The organism is Sulfuricurvum sp., assembly GCF_049305995.1.
Taxonomy (GTDB): Bacteria; Campylobacterota; Campylobacteria; order Campylobacterales; family Sulfurimonadaceae; genus Sulfuricurvum.
Genome location: NZ_JBAQPS010000186.1, coordinates 1 through 2,322 on the forward strand (window position 1 = coordinate 1; position 2,322 = coordinate 2,322).

Below are 2,322 nucleotides of genomic sequence, written 5' to 3' on the forward strand. Positions count from 1 at the left end.
GTCATCGAGAATCATAATCTGCCATTGCGGATTTTCCAGCCACTGTTCACGGACGACCAAATTACCACCCTGCTCGAAACTGGCATACCCGACGGAGTTGTTAAACGTTTGAATTTTTTTCGAAAAATAGCCGTTTGGAGCAAGCGGTGTAATTGATATTTTAAGATGGAGAAGTTTTTCGTAAAATTTGGGATACCCCTCGTTCAGAGGTTTTTTCTCTTTTTTCAACCGTTCGTTTTCGTCGTGAAGTTGTGTGTACCCGCCCAATCCTATAATCGCCCCCAACAGTCCCAATAGTGACGGTTTATGGATATTATTATAGGTAAAATAGGCGTAAATATTGACATCAGGTTTACGAAAACACGCCGTTTTACCGCTGAGCTTAAAACTAATCGCTTTCATTAGGCGATAGACTCTTGGGTAAAGATGTTAAATCGGTTCAAAGAGGTTTTAACCTCTAATTTAAACGGATTGTAAAACACTTCGACTTTTGCGTATTTGTCCTTTATAAGCTTTTCAACTTCACTTAAATCTACACTTCTAGCTTGACTATCAAATTTCACATAATCACTCAAATCAGGTAAATAACACTCATCATTTTTACACTCGACGAACAACGCGAACTCGTTTTCACATCCGAATTTAGAGTTGGTGCTATACGATGTGGCACTCACCAACGCCACTTTTTTAAACTCAGTATAATCCGCCTCCGTATAACCGTCAAAATCATTTCCCAAGAGCGTTTTATACTCATTATAATTCGCAGGGTTGATGCTGAATCCGTAAAAATAGTGCGCTTCATCGACAGTGATTTTAGTACCGAGAGTAGATTGTTTAGCATCCTCTTTTGTGGAATCGGCAAAGGGGGATAAAATATCTTGGATTTCGATATTGGTATCATCAAATTTGTTAAAACCTTGACCGAATTGTACCGCTCCCGTGATAGAGATATTTTGCTTTTTCTCAGCAAAAGTAGCTCCGAAATTTTTAACATCCGTAGCTTTAAAAAGGTTTTGCATCACTTCTGTCGTAGGAGTTTTATCTGTGATTTCCCCAAAGAGTAGAACATAACGATCTTCAAGTTTACGAGGAACGATAGAGCCTTTTTCATCTTTCCAACTTTTGATAAAAAGAACTTTTTTACCCTCATTTTCCCACATCTTTTTCATCGGGTATTTGAGTGCTTTATCGCTCCCGAAAATATCACCGTTACTCGTACTCTTCGGTCTGCCCGTAAAATCCGCATTCCAATTTGCCATTTTTGCTTTAATGCCGATTACTCCGTAAACTCTTTTCATGCTGCTGCCCCTTGTAATAAGTTTTTATATTTAAATCTCAAAAAAGAGATAAATGCCAGATTTTCTTTGTGTAGCAACTTTATTGCAACTTCTTTTATATCACTTTTGGTATTTCTAACATTAGTGTTAACAGAATTTCTAAATTCAGTCAATGCTTTCAACCGAGCTTCTGGTAAATTATTACCAAAAGTATTAAGTTGCAGTAGCTCAAGTGTATATTTTGATTTTTCTTCGTCTTGTGCGCTAGAACCTATATGACCTTTTTCTGTATAGATAAAATAGTCTCTAATATTCTCTGTTATTGTAGGATTTAGAAATTTCATTTCATCAAAACGGTCATCTTTTCTATGCCCACACGTTAATGGCTTATTTACCTCAGTATGACATTTACCATCACAAGATACTGCCAAATTAGAGTACTCAAAACTCAAATTGTCATAATCCAAACTTTTTGGCTTGATATGTTCCACATGAGAATCATTAAGTGTTACTTTTGATTCACAATAACAACACAACCAATTTTGCTCATTCTGTAGGATATGCTCTTTTAAAACTCTTTTATTTTTATAGTCATTGTCCCAAACCTCAGATTTTTTTGGAGCTGTTTTTATTTTTTCTCTTAATTCTTTTGTATCATCTTTGAAAAAATCAGGTTCCACAGTTTTTACGATATGCTTCATTTCATTAATTCCATATCAAAAGCCAAACCTTGAAAAAATGAACTATTAGGACTTTCATACTCTAAAATTTTATCTTTGACTTTTTTTGCTTCTTCTGTAGCTTCTTCTCCATTTTCGCAAAGTTTTCTATACTCAAAATGTGCATCTTCTAACCATTTTGGAATATAATCAGTTCCCATAATAGTTTTAACAATTGTATTTAAGTCTCTATCAAGAGGTGAAGCATCAAGCGACCTAGTCATTATTTTGCCATCTTTTTCAAATAAAATTTTAATATATTTATAAGGTGTATTTGCAATAATATTTGGAGAATGAGTTGCCATAATTATCTGACAATTATTTTC

General features: G+C 34.7%; 4 protein-coding genes. All 4 read right to left on the reverse strand.

Translation table 11 applies throughout. From position 1 onward, the window contains the following. Positions 1–402: type I-B CRISPR-associated protein Cas5b (gene cas5b, locus WA010_RS06425; RefSeq protein WP_422556316.1), on the reverse strand; the 402-nt coding region annotated here is incomplete at its 3' end. Continuing rightward, entirely contained in the window at positions 402–1,298 is an 897-nt protein-coding gene (locus WA010_RS06430) for a type I CRISPR-associated protein Cas7 (protein WP_422556317.1), read from the reverse strand. The genes cas5b and WA010_RS06430, both read right to left, overlap by 1 nt. After that, positions 1,295–1,978: a retron system putative HNH endonuclease gene (locus WA010_RS06435; RefSeq protein WP_422556318.1), complete on the reverse strand. Its 684-nt coding sequence runs from the start codon at positions 1,976–1,978 to the stop codon at positions 1,295–1,297. Before WA010_RS06435 ends, WA010_RS06430 begins: the two co-directional genes overlap by 4 nt. Continuing rightward, the coding region (locus WA010_RS06440) for a hypothetical protein (protein ID WP_422556319.1) at positions 1,975–2,322 on the reverse strand (348 nt) is incomplete at its 5' end. The genes WA010_RS06435 and WA010_RS06440, both read right to left, overlap by 4 nt.

Bases quoted from the DNA above. Each gene is read 5' to 3' on its own strand.
- WA010_RS06430 (WP_422556317.1), bottom strand. From the start codon at position 1,298: ATGAAAAGAGTTTACGGAGTAATCGGCATTAAAGCAAAAATGGCAAAT.
- WA010_RS06435 (WP_422556318.1), bottom strand. From the start codon at position 1,978: ATGAAGCATATCGTAAAAACTGTGGAACCTGATTTTTTCAAAGATGAT.